At 70.7% G+C, this 18,982-nt stretch carries 12 protein-coding genes; all 12 read right to left on the bottom strand.

Annotation, left to right across the window (positions count from 1 at the left end; genetic code table 11):
* Window positions 1–108 precede the first annotated feature (108 nt).
* Window positions 109–2,226 (bottom strand): elongation factor G, encoded by a 2,118-nt coding sequence (gene fusA / locus ACZ5HG_RS03940; protein WP_464180514.1) that lies wholly within the window; start codon window positions 2,224–2,226, stop codon window positions 109–111.
* Window positions 2,227–2,268: 42 nt separating this feature from the next.
* The gene (gene rpsG, locus ACZ5HG_RS03935) at window positions 2,269–2,739 is read right to left on the bottom strand and encodes a 30S ribosomal protein S7 (RefSeq protein WP_464180512.1); all 471 of its coding nucleotides are present in this window, start codon (window positions 2,737–2,739) and stop codon (window positions 2,269–2,271) included.
* A gap of 4 nt (window positions 2,740–2,743) precedes the next feature.
* On the bottom strand, window positions 2,744–3,112 hold the full coding sequence (gene rpsL / locus ACZ5HG_RS03930) for a 30S ribosomal protein S12 (protein WP_122147700.1): 369 nt from the start codon (window positions 3,110–3,112) through the stop codon (window positions 2,744–2,746).
* Window positions 3,113–3,590: 478 nt separating this feature from the next.
* Complete coding sequence (locus tag ACZ5HG_RS03925; protein ID WP_464180510.1) at window positions 3,591–7,457, bottom strand: DNA-directed RNA polymerase subunit beta'; 3,867 nt, start codon at window positions 7,455–7,457, stop codon at window positions 3,591–3,593.
* A 127-nt stretch (window positions 7,458–7,584) separates the two neighbouring features.
* Complete coding sequence (gene rpoB, locus ACZ5HG_RS03920) at window positions 7,585–11,088, bottom strand: DNA-directed RNA polymerase subunit beta (RefSeq protein WP_464180508.1); 3,504 nt, start codon at window positions 11,086–11,088, stop codon at window positions 7,585–7,587.
* A 300-nt stretch (window positions 11,089–11,388) separates the two neighbouring features.
* On the bottom strand, window positions 11,389–11,784 hold the full coding sequence (gene rplL, locus ACZ5HG_RS03915; RefSeq protein ID WP_464180507.1) for a 50S ribosomal protein L7/L12: 396 nt from the start codon (window positions 11,782–11,784) through the stop codon (window positions 11,389–11,391).
* Between the two features lie 78 nt (window positions 11,785–11,862).
* Complete coding sequence (gene rplJ / locus ACZ5HG_RS03910) at window positions 11,863–12,393, bottom strand: 50S ribosomal protein L10 (RefSeq protein WP_464180506.1); 531 nt, start codon at window positions 12,391–12,393, stop codon at window positions 11,863–11,865.
* Between the two features lie 307 nt (window positions 12,394–12,700).
* Complete coding sequence (locus ACZ5HG_RS03905; RefSeq protein ID WP_464182092.1) at window positions 12,701–15,598, bottom strand: FAD-binding and (Fe-S)-binding domain-containing protein; 2,898 nt, start codon at window positions 15,596–15,598, stop codon at window positions 12,701–12,703.
* A gap of 257 nt (window positions 15,599–15,855) precedes the next feature.
* A complete protein-coding gene (locus ACZ5HG_RS03900; RefSeq protein ID WP_464180505.1) occupies window positions 15,856–16,119 on the bottom strand; it encodes a hypothetical protein in 264 nt (87 codons plus the stop codon).
* Window positions 16,116–18,089, bottom strand: coding sequence for a ferrous iron transport protein B (gene feoB / locus ACZ5HG_RS03895; protein ID WP_464180504.1), 1,974 nt, complete (start codon window positions 18,087–18,089; stop codon window positions 16,116–16,118). Before feoB ends, ACZ5HG_RS03900 begins: the two co-directional genes overlap by 4 nt.
* Entirely contained in the window at window positions 18,086–18,331 is a 246-nt protein-coding gene (locus tag ACZ5HG_RS03890; RefSeq protein ID WP_464180503.1) for a FeoA family protein, read from the bottom strand. Before ACZ5HG_RS03890 ends, feoB begins: the two co-directional genes overlap by 4 nt.
* A 164-nt stretch (window positions 18,332–18,495) precedes the next feature.
* Complete coding sequence (locus ACZ5HG_RS03885; RefSeq protein WP_464180501.1) at window positions 18,496–18,933, bottom strand: OsmC family peroxiredoxin; 438 nt, start codon at window positions 18,931–18,933, stop codon at window positions 18,496–18,498.
* Window positions 18,934–18,982: the final 49 nt, after the last annotated feature.

Raw genomic sequence — 18,982 nt, 5'->3', positions numbered from 1 at the left:
CTCAGGACTCTGGTGTAGAGATTGCCGAACGATGCGGGGGCTGGTGCCCCCGCGGACGTGCGGTCCTACGGGTCGGGTTGTTGGTCTTGCTCGGTTCGACCTGTGGGACTACTCGCCCCGGGTCTTCTTGATGATCTCGTCGGCAACATTCCGAGGAACCTCGGCGTAGCTGTCGAACTGCATCGAGTACACCGCACGACCCTGGGTCTTCGACCGCAGGTCACCGACGTACCCGAACATCTCGGAGAGAGGAACCTGGGCGCGGATCACCTTCACGCCCGTCGCGTCCTCCATGGACTGGATCATGCCGCGCCGCGAGTTCACGTCGCCGATCACGTCGCCCATGTACTCCTCGGGCGTGCGCACCTCGACGGCCATGATCGGCTCGAGGAGAACCGGGTCCGCCTTGCGGACGGCCTCCTTGAGGACCATTGAACCCGCGATCTTAAACGCCATCTCGGACGAGTCGACGTCGTGCGCCGCACCGTCGAGCAGCGTGGCCTTGATCCCGACGAGCGGGAAGCCGGCCAGCACGCCGAGCTGCATCGCGGACTGGATGCCCTGGTCCACCGACGGGATGTACTCGCGAGGCACGCGACCACCGGTGACGGCGTTCACGAACTCGTACATGGCGCCGTCCTCGGACTCGAGCGGCTCGAAGGTCATCTGCACCTTCGCGAACTGCCCGGACCCACCGGTCTGCTTCTTGTGCGTGTAGTCGATCTTCTCCACCGTGCGGCGGATCGTCTCGCGGTACGCGACCTGCGGCTTGCCGACGTTGGCCTCGACCTTGAACTCGCGACGCATGCGGTCGACGAGGATGTCGAGGTGGAGCTCGCCCATGCCGCCGATGACGGTCTGGCCGGTCTCCTCGTCCAGCTTGACGCGGAAGGTCGGGTCCTCCTCGGCGAGCTTCTGGATCGCCGTGGAGAGCTTCTCCTGGTCGCCCTTGGTCTTCGGCTCGATCGCCACGTCGATGACGGGCTCCGGGAAGGTCATGGACTCCAGGACCACCGGCGCGTCGAGGGCGCAGAGGGTGTCACCGGTGGTGACGTCCTTCAGGCCGATGAACGCGTAGATGTGGCCAGCCGTGGCCTCGTCGACCGGGTTCTCCTTGTTGGCGTGCATCTGGAAGATCTTCCCGATGCGCTCCTTCTTGCCCTTGGTCGAGTTCAGGACCTGGGCGCCCTGCACCACCTTGCCCGAGTACACCCGGATGAAGGTGAGCTTGCCGAAGAACGGGTGCGCCGCGATCTTGAACGCCAGGGCCGAGAACGGCTCGTCGGCGTCCGGGTGACGCTCGATGACCTTCTCCTCGTCCTTGACGTCGTGGCCCTGGATGGCCGGGACGTCGAGGGGCGACGGGAGGTAGTCGACGACGGCGTCGAGCATGGGCTGGACGCCCTTGTTCTTGAACGCCGAGCCGCACAGGACCGGGAACGCCTCGCCCGCGATGGTGAGCTTGCGGATGCCGGCCTTGATCTCGGCGACCGTGAGCTCCTCACCGCCCAGGAACTTCTCGAGCAGCGCGTCGTCGGTCTCGGCGACGGCCTCGAGCAGCTCGCTGCGGAACTGCTCGACGCGGTCCTGGAGGTCCGCGGGGATCTCCTCGACGTCGTACTTCGCGCCCATCTCGGTCTCGCCGCGCCACACGAGCGCGCGCATCTCGACCAGGTCCACGACGCCGATGAAGTCGTTCTCGGCGCCGATCGGCAGCTGGATGACCAGCGGCTTGGCCTTGAGGCGGTTCACGATGGTGTCGACCGTGAAGTAGAAGTCCGCGCCCAGCTTGTCCATCTTGTTGACGAAGCAGATGCGGGGGACCTCGTACTTGTCGGCCTGGCGCCACACGGTCTCCGACTGGGGCTCCACGCCCTCCTTGCCGTCGAACACCGCGACCGCGCCGTCGAGCACGCGGAGCGAACGCTCCACCTCGACGGTGAAGTCGACGTGGCCGGGCGTGTCGATGACGTTGATCTGCGTCTCGTTCGACTTGCCCTTGTTCCAGAAGGCCGTCACAGCAGCAGAGGTGATCGTGATGCCACGCTCCTGCTCCTGCTCCATCCAGTCCGTCGTCGAGGCGCCGTCGTGGGTCTCGCCGATCTTGTAGTTGACGCCCGTGTAGTACAGGATCCGCTCGGTCGTCGTCGTCTTGCCGGCATCGATGTGCGCCATGATGCCGATGTTCCGGACCTTGTTCAGGTCCGTGAGCACGTCCAGTGCCACAGGTTCAGCCCCTCGGTTGTCGAGCTCGCTCTGCCTCTGGGATTACCAGCGGTAGTGGGCGAACGCCTTGTTGGACTCGGCCATCTTGTGCATGTCCTCGCGACGCTTCACCGCGGCACCCAGGCCGTTGCTGGCGTCGAGGATCTCGTTCATCAGACGCTCGGTCATGGTCTTCTCGCGACGGGCGCGGGAGTAGTCCGTGAGCCAGCGCAGCGCGAGGGTGGTCTGGCGGACGGGGCGGACCTCGACCGGGACCTGGTAGGTGGCACCACCGACGCGGCGCGAACGCACCTCGAGCGACGGGCGGACGTTGTCCAGCGCGCGCTTGAGCACGACCACCGGGTCGGACTGCGTCTTCTCGCGCACGCCCTCGAGGGCGCTGTACACGATCGCCTCGGCGACGGACTTCTTGCCGTCCAGGAGGATCTTGTTGATCAGCTGGGTGACGACGGGCGATCCGTAGACCGGGTCGACGATGAGCGGCCGCTTCGGGGCCGGACCCTTGCGAGGCATCGGTTCAGCCCTTCTTCGCGCCGTAGCGGCTGCGAGCCTGCTTACGGTTCTTCACGCCCTGGGTGTCCAGCGCGCCACGGATGATCTTGTAACGGACACCGGGCAGGTCCTTCACACGCCCGCCGCGCACGAGCACGATCGAGTGCTCCTGCAGGTTGTGGCCCTCACCGGGGATGTAGGCCGTCACCTCGATGCCCGAGGAGAGCTTGACGCGCGCGACCTTGCGGAGAGCCGAGTTCGGCTTCTTCGGGGTGGTCGTGTACACGCGGGTGCAGACGCCGCGGCGCTGCGGGCTGCCCTGCAGTGCGGGCGTCTTCGACTTGTTGGTCTTCGGCGTCCGGCCCTTGCGGACCAGCTGCTGGATCGTAGGCACTACGTCTCCGTCTGGTTGATGAGCTCTGGTCTGACCGGTGCCGTCACCCTGGACGGCCGGCGTGCTGCCCGGATCGTCGCCCGTCGCGCGACTACCCCGGAGGTCTTGCGTCCCGAACCGACCCCCGCGTCCGGGCGTGTCGCCCCGGTGATCCGGCCCGCCGCCCGTCCCGGTGACCCGGTGCGGGATGCGTGTCGGTGGGGTTCTCCACCCGGCGCCGCCTGGCGTCCGACCGCGTCGATCCTGCGTGAGGATCGGGCGGCGTCCGCTGCGTGCGCGCGCGAGGGCCCGACGGCGCGGGCACGGTGTCCTACGTTACCCGGCCCCCATACACCAGTCAAAGCAGATGCGCGGGCGCCGGTCCACGGACGGACAGGAGGTGAACGTCGCGTGACCCCGGGGTGTTCCGTGGACGCCGGCAGGCCCCCGGCTGCCGGAGCAGCGCGGGGGCCTGTCGGTGCTGGCGAGGAGCCGACGATCAGCGGAAGTCGCCGAAGTCGATGTCCTCGAGCGGGATCGCCTCGCCGGAGCCGAGGCCCAGGGCGGGGAAGTCGATCTCGTCGTAGCCGAAGGACGGGTACAGCTCGGCCTTCGCCTCCTCGGTGGGCTCGACCGTCACCTCGTGGTAGCGGGGCAGGCCCGTACCGGCGGGGATGAGCTTGCCGAGGATGACGTTCTCCTTGAGGCCCAGCAGCGGGTCGGAACGGCCCGACATCGCGGCCTCGGTGAGGACGCGCGTCGTCTCCTGGAAGGAGGCCGCGGACAGCCACGAGTCGGTCGCGAGCGACGCCTTCGTGATGCCCATGAGCTCCGGACGGCCCGAGGCGGGCTGACGGCCCTCCGCGACGGCCTTGCGGTTCGCGGTCTCGAAACGCCCACGCTCGGCGAGCTCGCCGGGCAGCAGGTCGGTCTCACCCGAGTCGAGCACGGTCACGCGACGCAGCATCTGCCGCACGATGACCTCGATGTGCTTGTCGTGGATGTCCACGCCCTGGGAGTTGTAGACCTCCTGGACCTCGTCCACCAGGTGCTTCTGCGTGGCACGGGGGCCGAGGATGCGCAGCACCTTCTTCGGGTCGACGGCGCCCTGGACCAGCTGGGTGCCGACGTCGACGTGGTCGCCGTCGTTGACCAGCAGGCGCGAACGCTTGGTGATCGGGTAGGCGATCTCCTCCGAGCCGTCGTCCGGGGTCAGCACGATGCGACGCGTGCGGTCGGCCTCGTCGATCGTGATCCGGCCGGAGAACTCCGCGATGGGGCTCTCACCCTTGGGGGTGCGGGCCTCGAAGAGCTCCTGGACACGCGGCAGACCCTGCGTGATGTCCTCCGCCGACGCGACACCACCGGTGTGGAAGGTACGCATCGTCAGCTGGGTGCCGGGCTCACCGATCGACTGGGCCGCGATGATGCCGACGGCCTCGCCGATGTCCACGAGCTTGCCGGTCGCGAGCGAACGGCCGTAGCACTTGGCGCAGGTGCCCACCAGGGACTCGCAGGTCAGCACGGAGCGGACCTTGAGCTCGGTGACGCCGGCCGCCAGCAGGCGGTCCAGCAGCACGTCGCCCACGTCGTCGCCCGCGTGGCCGATCACCTCGCCGTCGATGACGGCGTCCGTGGCCAGCGTGCGCGAGTAGACCGAGGTCTCGACCTTGTCGTGACGACGCAGCACGCCGTTCGCCCCGGCCACGCCGATCGGCATGGTCAGGCCGCGCTCGGTGCCGCAGTCCTCCTCGCGGACGATGACGTCCTGCGACACGTCCACCAGACGACGGGTCAGGTAGCCCGAGTCGGCGGTCCGCAGCGCGGTGTCCGCCAGACCCTTGCGGGCACCGTGGGTCGCGATGAAGTACTCCAGGACGGACAGGCCCTCGCGGTAGTTCGCCTTGATCGGGCGAGGGATGATCTCACCCTTCGGGTTCGCCACCAGACCGCGCATGCCGGCGATCTGCCGGACCTGCATCCAGTTGCCTCGCGCACCGGAGCCGACCATGCGGAACACGGTGTTGCGGGCGTTGAAGTTCTCCTGCATCGCCTTGGCGACCTTGTCGGTGGCCTGCGTCCAGATCTCGATGAGCTCCTGGCGACGCTCGTCGTCGGTGATCAGACCCTTGTCGTACTGGGACTGCACCTTCGCCGCGCGGGCCTCGTGCTCCTCGAGGATCTCGGCCTTGGCCGACGGGGCCGCGACGTCCGAGATGGCGATCGTGACGCCCGAGCGGGTGGCCCAGCGGAAGCCGGCCTCCTTCAGGGCGTCCAGCGACGCGGCCACCTCGACCTTCGGGTACCGCTCGGCCAGGTCGTTGACGATCACGGACAGCCGCTTCTTGTCGACCACGCCGTTCTCGTACGGGTAGTCCACCGGCAGCAGCTCGTTGAACAGCGCGCGACCGAGGGTGGTCTCGAACAGCAGCGTGCCGCCGTCCCAGCCCTCCGGGCCCTCGCCCTCGGGCAGCACGACGCCGTCCATCCGGATCTTGACGACCGCGTTGAGGTCCAGGGAGCCCTGGTCGAACGCCATGATCGCCTCGGACACCGAGCCGAACGCACGGCCCTGGCCCACCGGGTCGACCTTGTCGGAGGTCAGGTGGAACAGACCGATGATCATGTCCTGCGAGGGCATGGTCACCGGGCGGCCGTCGGACGGCTTGAGGATGTTGTTGCTCGAGAGCATGAGGATGCGGGCCTCGGCCTGCGCCTCCGCGCTCAGCGGCAGGTGGACGGCCATCTGGTCACCGTCGAAGTCCGCGTTGAACGCGCCGCAGACCAGCGGGTGCAGGTGGATCGCCTTGCCCTCGACCAGCTGGGGCTCGAACGCCTGGATGCCGAGACGGTGCAGCGTGGGCGCACGGTTCAGCAGCACCGGGTGCTCGGTGATGACCTCCTCGAGCACGTCCCACACGACCGGGCGGGCACGCTCGACCATGCGCTTGGCCGACTTGATGTTCTGCGCGTGGTTCAGGTCGACCAGGCGCTTCATCACGAACGGCTTGAACAGCTCGAGCGCCATCTGCTTGGGCAGACCGCACTGGTGCAGCTTGAGCTGCGGGCCGACCACGATGACCGAACGGCCCGAGTAGTCGACGCGCTTGCCGAGCAGGTTCTGGCGGAAACGACCCTGCTTGCCCTTGAGCATGTCGGAGATCGACTTCAGCGGACGGTTGCCGGGGCCCGTCACCGGGCGACCACGACGGCCGTTGTCGAACAGCGAGTCCACGGCCTCCTGGAGCATCCGCTTCTCGTTGTTGACGATGATCTCCGGCGCGCCCAGGTCGAGCAGCCGCTTGAGGCGGTTGTTCCGGTTGATCACGCGGCGGTACAGGTCGTTCAGGTCGGAGGTCGCGAAGCGGCCACCGTCCAGCTGCACCATCGGGCGCAGGTCCGGCGGGATGACCGGGACGGCGTCCAGGACCATGCCCGTGGGCGAGTTGGTCGTGGTGAGGAACGCGTTGACGACCTTGAGGCGCTTGAGCGCACGGGTCTTGCGCTGGCCCTTGCCGGTCCGGATGATCTCGCGCAGCGACTCGGCCTCGGCGGCCAGGTCGAAGGCCTCGAGACGCTTCTGGATCGCCGAGGCGCCCATCGAGCCCTCGAAGTAGTTGCCGTAGCGGTCCTGGAGCTGGCGGTACAGCAGCTCGTCACCCTCGAGGTCCGCGACCTTCAGGTTCTTGAAGCGGTCCCAGATGGTGTCGAGGCGGTCGATCTCCGCGTCGGCACGCTTGCGGATCTGCGCCATCTCGCGGTCGGCGGAGTCCCGCACCTTGCGGCGGGCGTCGGCCTTCGCACCCTCGGCCTCGAGCTCGGCCAGGTCGGCCTCGAGCTTCTGGGCGCGGGCGTTGATGTCGTTGTCGCGCCGGTCGGCGATCTCCTTGCGCTCCAGGTCGATCTCGTTCTGGAGGTTCGGGAGGTCCTCCTGACGACCCTCGACGTCGACCCAGGTGATCATGTACGCCGCGAAGTAGATGACCTTCTCCAGGTCCTTCGGGGCGAGGTCCAGCAGGTAGCCCAGACGCGAGGGCACACCCTTGAAGAACCAGATGTGGGTGACGGGCGCGGCGAGCTCGATGTGGCCCATGCGCTCACGACGCACCTTCGAGCGCGTCACCTCGACGCCGCAGCGCTCGCAGATGATGCCCTTGAAGCGCACGCGCTTGTACTTGCCGCAGTAGCACTCCCAGTCCCGGGTGGGGCCGAAGATCTTCTCGCAGAAGAGCCCGTCCTTCTCCGGCTTGAGGGTCCGGTAGTTGATGGTCTCGGGCTTCTTGACCTCGCCGTGGGACCAGGTACGGATGTCGTCGGCCGTGGCCAGGCCGATACGCAGCTCGTCGAAGACGTTGACGTCGAGCAAGGGGTCCTACTTCCTTCGCTTGCCGGCGGCTCTCGGGCCGCCCGGCGGGATGGAGTTCTCGTGGTGTCGGCACCCGGGCCGGCGCGCTCCTGGGATCAGGGTCGGCGCGCCGGTCCGGGGCTCGGCGTCAGATCTCTTCGACGTTGCTGGCGTTCGGGCGCCGGGACAGGTCGATGCCCAGCTCCTCCGCAGCGCGGTACACCTCGTCGTCGTTCTCCCGCATGTCGATCGAGACGCCGTCGCTGGACAGCACCTCGACGTTCAGGCAGAGGGACTGCATCTCCTTGAGGAGCACCTTGAAGGACTCCGGGATGCCCGAGTCGGGGATGTTCTCGCCCTTGACGATCGCCTCGTACACCTTGACGCGGCCGGGGATGTCGTCCGACTTGATGGTCAGCAGCTCCTGGAGCGTGTAGGCGGCGCCGTACGCCTCCAGGGCCCACACCTCCATCTCGCCGAACCGCTGGCCACCGAACTGCGCCTTACCACCCAGCGGCTGCTGCGTGATCATCGAGTACGGGCCGGTGGACCGGGCGTGGATCTTGTCGTCCACGAGGTGGTGCAGCTTGAGGATGTACATGTAGCCGACCGACACCGGCTCCGGGAACGGCTCGCCGGAGCGGCCGTCGAACAGCCGGGCCTTGCCGTCGGGGCCGACCATGCGCTCGCCGTCGCGGTTCGGCAGCGTCGCGCCGAGCAGACCGGTGAGGGTCTCCTCCGGCACGCCGTCGAACACCGGCGTCGCGACCGGGTTGCCCGGGGTCGACGACTTCGCGACGTCCGGCACCTGGTCCACCCAGGACAGGTCGCCCTCGGCCAGCTTCACGTCCCAGCCCTGCTTGGCGATCCACCCGAGGTGGACCTCCAGCACCTGGCCGACGTTCATGCGACCGGGGACACCCATCGGGTTGAGGATGATGTCCACCGCGGTGCCGTCCGCGAGGAACGGCATGTCCTCGACGGGCAGGATCTTGGAGATGACGCCCTTGTTGCCGTGACGGCCGGCCAGCTTGTCGCCGTCGGTGATCTTGCGGCGCTGGGCGATGTACACCCGGACCAGCTCGTTCACGCCGGCGGGCAGCTCGTCGCCGTCCTCACGGTTGAAGGTGCGGACCTCGATGACCGTGCCGGACTCGCCGTGCGGGACCTTGAGCGACGTGTCGCGGACCTCGCGGGCCTTCTCGCCGAAGATCGCGCGCAGCAGGCGCTCCTCCGGGGTCAGCTCGGTCTCACCCTTGGGCGTGACCTTGCCGACCAGCACGTCGCCGGCCGCGACCTCGGCACCGATGCGGATGATGCCGCGCTCGTCCAGGTCCGCCAGGACCTCCTCGGAGACGTTCGGGATGTCCCGGGTGATCTCCTCGGGGCCGAGCTTGGTGTCGCGGGCGTCGACCTCGTGCTCCTCGATGTGGATCGAGGACAGCACGTCGTCCTGCACGAGGCGCTGCGACAGGATGATCGCGTCCTCGTAGTTGTGGCCCTCCCACGACATGAACGCGACCATGAGGTTGCGGCCGAGGGACAGCTCGCCCTCGTCCGAGGCCGGGCCGTCGGCCAGCACGGAGCCGACCTCGACCCGCTGGCCCTGGTCGACCAGCACGCGCTGGTTGTAGCTCGTGCCCTGGTTCGCGCGACGGAACTTGGCCACGCGGTGCGTGGTGGTGGTGCCGTCGTCGTTGGCGACGGTGATCAGGTCCGCGGAGACCTCGGTGACCACGCCGGCCTTCTGGGCGACGATCAGGTCACCGCCGTCGACCGCCGCACGCCACTCCATGCCGGTGCCGACCAGCGGCGCCTCGGAGCGGACCAGCGGCACGGCCTGACGCTGCATGTTGGCGCCCATGAGCGCGCGGTTCGCGTCGTCGTGCTCGAGGAACGGGATCAGCGCGGTCGCCACCGACACCATCTGGCGCGGCGAGACGTCCATGTAGTCCACGTTCTCGGCCGGGACGTCCTCGGTGTCGCCACCCTTGACGCGGACCAGGACGCGGTCCTCGCCGAAGTGGCCGTCCTCGCGCAGCACCGCGTTCGCCTGGGCGATCACGTAGCGGTCCTCGTCGTCGGCGGTGAGGTAGTGCACCTCGTCCGTGACGACACCGTTGACGACCTTGCGGTACGGGGTCTCGACGAAGCCGAACGGGTTGATCCGGCCGAAGGACGCCAGCGAGCCGATCAGACCGATGTTCGGGCCCTCAGGGGTCTCGATCGGGCACATGCGGCCGTAGTGCGACGGGTGGACGTCACGGACCTCCATGCCGGCGCGGTCGCGGGACAGACCACCCGGGCCCAGCGCGGACAGACGACGCTTGTGCGTCAGGCCGGCGAGCGGGTTGTTCTGGTCCATGAACTGCGACAGCTGGCTCGTCCCGAAGAACTCCTTGATGGAGGCCACGACGGGGCGGATGTTGATCAGGGTCTGCGGCGTGATCGCCTCGACGTCCTGGGTGGTCATGCGCTCGCGCACGACGCGCTCCATCCGGGACAGGCCGGTACGGACCTGGTTCTGGATGAGCTCGCCCACCGCGCGGATGCGACGGTTGCCGAAGTGGTCGATGTCGTCGGTCTCGACGCGGACCTCGACGGCCTCGCCGTTGCGGCGGCCCGGCAGGGTCGTCACCTCGGCGTGCAGCGCAGCCATGTACTTGATCGCGGCGACGATGTCGTCCTTGGACAGCACCGAGTCGGCCAGCGGCACGTCGATGCCGAGCTTCTTGTTCAGCTTGTAGCGGCCGACCTTCGCCAGGTCGTAGCGCTTGGGGTTGAAGTAGAAGTTCTCGATCAGCGCGCGCCCGGCCTCGACGGTCGGCGGCTCGCCCGGACGGATCTTGCGGTAGAGGTCGAGCAGGGCCTCGTCCTGGGTCTGGACGTGGTCCTTCTCCAGGGTGTCGATGACGGCCGGGAACGCGGCGAACTCCTCGCGGATCTCCGACTCGGTCATGCCGAGGGCCTTGAGCAGCACGGTGGCGTTCTGCTTGCGCTTGCGGTCGACGCGCACGCCCACGTTGTCGCGCTTGTCGATCTCGAACTCGAGCCAGGCGCCACGGCTCGGGATCATCTTCACGGAGAAGATGTCCTTGTCCGAGGTCTTGTCCGGGGTGCGCTCGAAGTACACGCCCGGGGAGCGGACGAGCTGGGAGACGACCACGCGCTCGGTGCCGTTGATGATGAAGGTGCCGCGCTCGCTCATGAGCGGGAAGTCACCCATGAACACCGTCTGGCTCTTGATCTCGCCGGTGGTGTAGTTGACGAACTCCGCCGTGACGAACAGCGGGGCGGCGAAGGTGAAGTCCTTCTCCTTGCACTCGTCGGCCGTGTACTTCGGCGGCTCGAAGCGGTGCTCGCGGAACGACAGGGACATGGTGCCGCCGAAGTCCTCGATCGGGGAGATCTCCTCGAAGATCTCCTCCAGACCGGCGGTCTCCGGGACGTCCTGCCGACCGTTCTCGAGAGCGGCGGCGACGCGCGCCTGCCACTTCTCGTTGCCGAGCAGCCAGTCGAAGCTCTCCGTCTGGAGGCCGAGGAGGTCGGGGACCTCGAGGACCTCGTCGATGCGGGCGAACGAGACGCGGCGGGAGATCGTACGGTTCGCGATGGCTTCGGACGTGGCGGTGGGGGTGCGCGAGGCAGCCAAGAGGGGTCCTTCCCAGCAGATCGAGTTCCCTGCGACCGACCCGGCGGTTCGCGACCCCCCGGCCTCGTGCCTCTCGGACATCGCGTACTACGATGCCGGGGAGCGCGGGTTATACGGAGTCGCGGGCACAGGCCAGCGCAAAGCGCTAGCATACTGGCGTGCTGGCGTCATGTCCAGTCACGTGCTATGGGACGCCCCCACACCTGTCACACGAGCGAGGCCCGCACCCCTGACGGGATGCGGGCCTCGCTGCGGAGCGCTCCGGCGGTCAGGGCTCGCGCACCCGACCGCCGGACGAGATCACTTGAGGGTGATCGTGGCGCCGGCGCCCTCGAGGGCAGCCTTGGCCTTGTCCGCGGTCTCCTTGTTGACGGCCTCGAGGACCGGCTTCGGGGCACCGTCGACGAGGTCCTTGGCCTCCTTCAGGCCGAGGGAGGTCAGGGCGCGCACCTCCTTGATGACCTGGATCTTCTTGTCGCCGGCCGACTCGAGGATGACGTCGAACTCGTCCTTCTCCTCCTCGGCGGCGGCGTCGGCACCGGCGCCAGCGGCGGCCGGGGCGGCCACGGCGACAGCGGCCGGGGCGGCGGCGGTGACCTCGAAGACGTCCTCGAACGCCTTCACGAACTCGGAGAGCTCGATGAGGGTGAGGCCCTTGAACTGCTCGATGAGCTCGTCGGTGGTGAGCTTCGCCATGATGGCGGTTCCTTCCGTTCGGTCCCTGCCGGTCACGTCGACCGGCAGGAAGGGTGTGTGCGCCGAAGCCCTGGTGGCTCAGGCAGCGGTGTCGACGGACTCCTGCTTGACGCGGAGCGCCTCGACGGTGCGCACGGCCTGGGACGCGGGCGCGGTGAAGAGGTAAGCCGCCTGGAACAGCTTGGCCTTCATCGCACCGGCGGCCTTGGCCAGCAGGACCTCGCGGGACTCGAGGTCCGCGAGCTTCGTGACCTCCGCGGCGGTCAGGGCGCGTCCGTCGAGGACACCACCCTTGATGACCAGCGCGGGGTTCGCCTTGGCGAAGTCACGCAGACCCTTGGCGGCCTCGACCGGGTCACCGGTGACGAAGGCGATGGCGGACGGGCCCTTGAGCTCGTCGGCGATCCCCTCGATGCCGGCTTCCTTGGCCGCGATCGCGGTCAGCGTGTTCTTCACCACGGCGTAGCTTGCGTTGCCGCTGAGCGACCGACGCAGCTGCTTGAGCTGCGCGACGGTGAGCCCGCGGTACTCGGTCAGCACGGCCGCGTTCGACTCACGGAACTGGTCCGTGAGCTCAGCGACTGCGGCTGCCTTGTCCGGCCTCGCCATGGCAATCCTTCCGATGGTGGTGCCGCCGGGCGTCGTCCTCGACCCCGCACATGAGAAGAGCCCCGACGCAGGTCGGGGCTCGCACTCGTCCGCTCTCGCGCACGACCATCGAACTCTCACCTGCGCGGGCCTCCGCCGTGCACATCGTGCATGCGGGACTTCGGGCGGCTCTCGCTCACGCCACACGGGGTGCGACGATCACGGGGAGCCGACGACCTGCGGTCTTGGGCGCGACCAGAGTACGCGATCACGGACGCGGGACCTAATCGCCCCCAGCACGCTCACCGTGCGGGGGCGCACCACCAGGTCACGGCAGGTGCGCGGCGAGCAGCTGCGCCAGGTGCACACCCTCCACCCCGCCGAGCTGCTCCGCCTGCGTCCGGCAGGAGTAGCCGTCGGCCAGGTACACGTCGCCGGGGGCGGCGTCCCGCAGGGCGGGCAGCAGGGCGCGCTCGGCCACCTGCACGGACACGTCGTAGTGACCCTTCTCCATGCCGAAGTTCCCGGCGAGCCCGCAGCAGCCCGCGAGCGTCGAGAAGGACGCCCCGGCCTGCGTGAGCAGGGTGCGGTCGGCGGTGTAGGTCATCACCGAGTGGTGGTGGCAGTGCGGCTGCACCACGGCGGTCACCTCCGACAGGTCCGGCAGCGTCCACCGCTCCCCCGGGCCGATCGGGGCCGGTGCCATCAGCAGCTCGGCCAGCGTGCGGGTGGCACGGGAGACGGCCACCGCGCGGGGGTCGTCGGGCAGCAGGTCGAGCAGGTCCGAGCGCAGCACCGCCGTGCAGGACGGCTCCAGGCCGACGATCGGGATGCCGTTCACCGCATAGGGGCCCAGCACCTCGAGCAGGTGGGTCAGGCGCTTGCGGGCGCCGTCGAGCTGGCCGGTGGAGATCCAGGTCAGGCCGCAGCACGCCTCGTGGTCCGGCACCAGCACCTCGTAGCCGGCGGCGCGCAGCACCTTCACGGCGGCCTCCGGCACCTCGGGGGCCAGCGCGTCGCTGAACGAGTCGGTCCACAGCAGCACCGGCTGCCGGGTCGGGGTGAGCGCGCCGGCGGTCGGGGCGGGCGCGCGCGTCGCCGCGACCTCGCCGCGCCGCACGCGGGTGCGGAACGGGCGCGGGGCGAACTCCACCATCCGGCGCCGGGTGTCCATGCCGCCGAGCGCCAGCACGGTCTTCGCCAGCGGGCGGACGCCGAGCGCGGCGTTGGCGATCCGGGCCAGGCAGGGCACACCGGTGACGATCCGGGTCCAGCGCGGCAGCCAGCCCAGCGCGTAGTGGTTCATCGGCCGCAGGCGCCCGCGGTAGGTGCGATGCAGCACCTCGGACTTGTACTGCGCCATGTCCACGCCCGCCGGGCAGTCCGAGGAGCACGCCTTGCAGGACAGGCAGAGGTCGAGCGCCTCGTGCACCTCGCGGGAGGACCAGCCGCGCGAGACGAGCGAGCCGTTGGCCATCTCCTGCAGCACGCGGGCACGGCCCCGGGTGGAGTCCTTCTCGTCCTTCGTCGCCTGGTACGAGGGGCACATGAAGCCGCCCGCCGCGCCGTTGTCCGCCCGGCACTTGCCGACGCCGACGCAGCGGTGCACGGCGGTGGTGAAGTCGCCGTGGTCGTGCTCGAAGGCGAAGCCGCCGCGCGCCGCCGGGATCGCGTGGGCGGCCGGCCGGCGCAGGTCGGCGTCCAGCGGGCGCGGCCGGACCAGCACGCCGGGGTTGAGCAGGTCGTCCGGGTCGAGCAGGTCCTTGAACGCCCCGAAGGTCGCGATGGCGCGCTCGGAGTACATCACCGGCAGCAGCTCGGAGCGGGCGCGGCCGTCGCCGTGCTCGCCGGACAGCGAGCCGCCGTGCGCGGCCACCAGGTGCGCGGCGTCGGTCATGAAGGCGCGCATCGGGTCGCCGGAGCGTTCCATCGGCACGTCCAGGCGCAGGTGCACGCAGCCGTCGCCGAAGTGCCCGTAGGCCAGACCGTCGACGCCGTGGCTCGCCATCAGCGCCTCGAGCTCGCGCAGGTAGGCACCCAGGCGCTCCGGCGGCACCGCCGAGTCCTCGAACCCGGGCCAGGCCTGCTCCCCCGACGGCGTGCGCCCGCCGAGACCGGCACCGTCCTCGCGGATCCGCCACATCGCCGCCGCCTCGGGGCCGGGCGGGAAGACGCCCACCGCGGAGGTGCCGGCGTCGGCCGCGAGCGCCCGCGCTCGCTCCATCGCCTCGTCCAGGGTGTCGCCGCCGACCTCGACCATCATCCAGCCCCCGCCCTCGGGCAGCGGCGGCACCGCGGCGGCGCCCTTGACCCGGCGCACCACGTCGACCAGCCGGGCGTCCATGCCCTCGATCGCCAGCGGCCGGTGCGCCAGCAGCGCGGGCACCGCGTCGGCGGCGGTCGCCATGTCGGGGTAGCCGAGCACCACCAGCACCGGGGCGGCGGAGACCGGCACCAGCCGCACGGTGGCGCCGAGCAGGGTGACGACGGTGCCCTCGGTGCCGACCAGCGCCTTGGCGAGGTCCGCCCCGCGCTCGGGCAGCAGGTGCTCCAGGGAGTAGCCGGACACCTGACGTCCGAACCGGCCGAGCTCGGTGCGCAGCAGCTCCATCTCCTGCCGGACCAGCGCGTCCAGCCCGGGCACCGGGTCGAGCCCCTGGCCGGCGGTGAACCGGCGGCCACGGCCGTCCAGCACGTCGAGCTCGAGCACGTTGTCGGCGGTGCGGCCGTAGGCCACGGCGCGCGGGCCGCAGGCGTTGTTGCCGATCATCCCGCCGAGGGTCGCCCGCGCCTGGGTGGACGGGTCGGGGCCGAAGCGCAGGCCGTGCGGGGCGGCGGCCTTCTGCAGCATCGCCATCACGACGCCGGGCTCGACGCGGGCGGTGGCGCTGCCGGGGTCGATCTCCAGCACGCGGTTCACGTGGCGCGACCAGTCGAGCACCAGGCCGGTGCCGACCGCGTTGCCGGCGACCGACGTGCCGCCGCCCCGCGAGGTCACCGGGACGCCGAGGCCCCGGGCGGTCTCGATCGCGGCCAGGGCGTCGTCCACGTCGCGCGGGAACGCCACGACGGTGGGGACCACCCGGTAGTTGGAGGCGTCGGTGCTGTACTCCGCGCGGCGGCGGGTGGAGTCGTCCACCTCGCCCCGGACGGCGCGACGCAGCGCCTCGGTCAGCGCACGGGCGTTCTCGGCGCTGCCCTGCGCCTGCGGGACGGGGGTCGCGATCGACACGTCGGCCAGTGTTCCATCCGTGCCCGCGCGCGCCACGGGACCATCCACCCTGCGAGCCGAGCGGGGGCCGAGTTCGGTGGTTCGTGCGAGAAAACGCCCTCCGAACCACCGAACTCGACCCGAACCACCGAACTCGTGCGCGGAGGGAGCGGGGGTGGGGAGGGAGCGGGGGTGGGGAGGGAGCGGGGGGTGGGGAGGGAGCGGGGGGTGGGGAGGGAGCGGGGGGTGGGGAGGGAGCGGGGGGTGGGCGATCAGCGGGGGCGGAGGGTGAGGCGGATGGGGGCGCCGGGGGTGGGGCCTGTGGCGGGGCAGCCGGGGCAGGAGGGGGGCTGCTCGCCGGTGCCGCAGCCGGAGCAGCCGAGGGCGAGGGCGTCGGCGGGGGTGACGACGCCGAGGCGCACCCAGTGGTCGAGCGCCGCCTCCGCCAGGCCGGGGTCGATGCCGAGGCGGGCCGCCGCGAGGGCGGGGCGGGCACCGGTGCGCACCTCGCGCAGCACGTCCTCCAGCACGCTCACAGCAGCCGCCCGATCTGGAACACCACGACCGACAGCACCCAGGCCACCGCGAGCTGCACGCCGACGGCGCCGGCGGTCCAGCGCATGCCGTAGAGCCGGCGCTGCTCCCCCACCGTCGCCAGGCACGGCGTGTACGCGAGCACGAAGACCATGAACGCGAGGGCTGCCGCCGCGGCGTGCCCGCCGGAGGACTCCTCGAAGGTGGCACGGATCCGGGAGCCGAGGTCGCCGGCCTGCGACGGGTCCTCGGGCTCGTCGACCGCGTAGGACTGGGCGAAGGAGCCGACCACGACCTCCTTGGCGACGAAGCCGGTGGCCAGCGCCGCGGACATGTGCCAGTCGTCGAAGCCGGCGGGGGCGAACACCGGGGCGATGGCCTCGGCGGCGCGGCCGTAGGCGCTGTCCTGCACGGGCACGTCGCCGATCGTGTGCTGGCCGGTGACCGGCACCGCCATCAGCACCCACACCACCGTGAGCGTGGCGACGATGATCGTCCCGGCCTTGGTGACGAAGGAGGCCACCCGGGACCACGCCGACAGCAGCAGCGCGCGCACCCGGGGCCGCTGGTAGGCGGGCAGCGCGAGCACCAGCGGCTCGCGGTGCAGATCGCGGAACAGCGTGCGGCGCAGGCCCAGCCCGCCGAGCACCACCAGCGCGATGCTGGCGACGTACATGGCGAAGATCGCGGTGCCGGCCTGGTCGGGGAAGAAGATCCCGGCGAGCAGGATGTACACGGTCAGCCGTGCCGGGCACGAGGTGTACGGCACGAGCAGGCCGGTGAGCAGGCGGGAGCGGGCGTTCGGCAGGGTGCGGGTGGCGGACAGCGCGGGCAGGTTGCAGCCGAAGCCGATCACCAGCGGCAGCATCGCGCGTCCGTCCAGGCCGATGGCGCGCATGGCCCGGTCGGCGACGAAGGCGGCGCGCGCCAGGTAGCCGGAGTCCTCCAGGATCGCGATGGCGAGGAACACCAGCGCCATCAGCGGGGCGAAGGAGAGCACCGTGCCGACGCCGGCGAGCACCCCGTCGACCAGCAGCCCCTCCAGCCAGGACGGGCCGGGCAGCCAGCCGCGCACCCAGTCGGCCAGGGTGCCGTTGACCAGGCCGTCCACCCCGTCGATCAGCGGGCCGGCGACGGTGGTGGCGAGCTGGAACATCGCCCACATCACCGCGAGGAACACCGGGATGCCGAACCACGGGTCCAGCAGCACCCGGTCCACCCGGTCGGACAGCGTGCGCACCGGTGCCGCGGCGGGTGCGGCGTCGGGGGTGATGGCGGCGAGCGTGGCCTCGACCCAGTCGAAGAGCGCGGCGGCGCGGGTGACGTCGGCCTCGGCGTCCTCGGCCAGCAGCGCGGCGGCGGGCAGCGGGTCGATCCCCCGGACCGTGCCGGTGCCCTCGGCCAGGGCGTCGACCACGGCGGCGCCGAGCCGGTCCAGGCCGCGTCCGGCGCGCGGGTCGATCGCGACCACCGGCACGCCGAGCACGTCGGCGAGCAGCGCAGCGTCGACCTCGATCCCCCGGGCGGCGGCGACATCGGTCATGGTGAGCGCGACGACCACCCGTTGCCCGGACTGCGCCACCTGCGCGAGCAGGTAGAGCGAGCGGCTGAGGGCGGCGGCCTCGACCAGCACCACGGCGAGGTCCGGGGCGTCCAGGCTGCCGCGCCCGGCGACGGCGTCGGCGGTGACCCGCTCGTCGGGCGAGCGGGCGAGCAGGCTGTAGGTGCCGGGCAGGTCAAGCAGCCGGACCCGCTGGCGGGACTGCTCCGCCCGGGCCCGCGTGCGCAGCCCGCGCCAGGTGCCGACCTGGAGCTCGACGGTGGTGCCGGGGGCGTTGGTGACCTTCTGCCGGGCGCCGGTCAGGGCGTTGAACAGGGTGGACTTGCCGACGTTCGGGTTGCCGACCAGCGCGACCGTCGCGGTGCGCTCCAGGGTGGCGACCGGCGTCGCGGGCGTGTCGTGGCAGCTCATCGGGCGGCCTCCGCGACGGCGCCGACCGCGGCGACCTCGATCCGGGCGCAGGTGGCGGCGTCCACGGCGAAGCGGTCCGCGCCGATCCCGACCACCCGTCCACCGAAGGCCGCGCGGTGGGTCACCCGCACGGTGGCGCCGGGCCGCAGCCCGAGCTCGCGCAGGCGGAGCACCGCTGTCGGGTCCACGTCGACCCGCACCACCGTGCCGTCGGTCTGGGGCGGCCACTCGCCGAGGTTCATGGGGCTGACGCTAGGGGTCAGGCAAGGCTGTCCTCATGGGACGCAGGTCCCCCGACCTAGGTCCCGGGTCGATCGGGGTGCGCCTGGGCCGAACGGCCCGGACGCGACGACGGCGCCGACCTCCGGGACCTGGGTCCTCGGTGATCGGCGCCGCCGGGACACGCTCAGTCGAGCGCGGCGTCCAGGGTGATCTCGACGCCGGTCAGCGCCTTGCTCACCGGGCAGGTGGCCTTCGCCGCGGCGGCGGCCTCCTGGAACCCGGCCTCGTCCAGACCCTCGACCTCGCCGCGCACGGTGAGGGCGATGCCGGTGAGGCGGAAGCCGCCGGCGGGGTCCGGGCCGAGGGACACGTCCGCGGTGACCTCCAGGGCCACCGGCGTGCCGCCGGCCTCGCCGATCAGCGCGGACAGCTGCATGGCGTAGCAGGACGAGTGCGCGGCGGCGATCAGCTCCTCGGGGCTGGTGGTGCCGCCCGCCTCCTCGGCGGCGCGCTTCGGGAAGGACACGTCGTAGGTGCCGACCTTCGAGCTGGTGAGCTCCACCTGACCGCCGCCCTCGTTCAGGCTGCCGTTCCAGGCGGTGCGAGCGGTACGTGTGGGCATGACGGGGCTCCTCACGGTGCACGGGAGGGCGACCGGCCGGCCGCCCTCG

Source organism: Cellulomonas sp. GTC20042, from assembly GCF_055389595.1.
Note: the sequence above shows the minus strand (reverse complement) of the source record. Positions and strands in the feature narration are given on the sequence as shown.

Coding starts and splice junctions, on each gene's coding strand:
- feoB (WP_464180504.1), bottom strand. CDS start 18,089: ATGAGCTGCCACGACACGCCCGCGACGCCGGTCGCCACCCTGGAGCGC.
- ACZ5HG_RS03885 (WP_464180501.1), bottom strand. CDS start 18,933: ATGCCCACACGTACCGCTCGCACCGCCTGGAACGGCAGCCTGAACGAG.
- rplL (WP_464180507.1), bottom strand. CDS start 11,784: ATGGCGAAGCTCACCACCGACGAGCTCATCGAGCAGTTCAAGGGCCTC.
- rplJ (WP_464180506.1), bottom strand. CDS start 12,393: ATGGCGAGGCCGGACAAGGCAGCCGCAGTCGCTGAGCTCACGGACCAG.
- ACZ5HG_RS03890 (WP_464180503.1), bottom strand. CDS start 18,331: ATGAACCTCGGCGAGTGGCCGCCCCAGACCGACGGCACGGTGGTGCGG.
- rpsG (WP_464180512.1), bottom strand. CDS start 2,739: ATGCCTCGCAAGGGTCCGGCCCCGAAGCGGCCGCTCATCGTCGACCCG.